Source organism: Pantoea sp. GbtcB22, assembly GCF_019091025.1.
Classification (GTDB): Bacteria; Pseudomonadota; Gammaproteobacteria; order Enterobacterales; family Enterobacteriaceae; genus Pantoea; species Pantoea leporis.
Window position 1 is genome coordinate 1 of the sequence record NZ_JAGXKB010000089.1, and the last position, 293, is coordinate 293.

Genomic DNA, 293 nt, shown 5'->3' on the forward strand with positions numbered 1-293 from the left:
CGTGGCTTTCTTGTAACCTTTGCCGTCAAGATTTTAAGGATTTCCTACGAACGATCATCGCTCCAAAGATCCCTTGCACGGCGTCACGCTCGAGATGCAAATTAATGCGCTGGTCGCCCATTATGGCTGGGCCGAACTGGGTAAGCTCATTAATATCAACTGCTTCAAAAGCGCTCCAAGCGTTAAATCGAGCCTGAAGTTTTTACGCCGCACACCCTGGGCACGCGCTGTGGTTGAAGCACTGTATCTGGATTCACTGGATGATTTTGCTGCGGATAAGGCAGATGATTCCG

At 49.8% G+C, this 293-nt stretch carries 1 protein-coding gene; it reads left to right on the forward strand.

All coding sequences use genetic code 11. The features are described from left to right. Positions 1–94: 94 nt before the first annotated feature. A partial coding sequence (locus tag KVT28_RS24875; RefSeq protein ID WP_217550808.1) for a VF530 family DNA-binding protein occupies positions 95–293 on the forward strand: 199 nt, incomplete at its 3' end.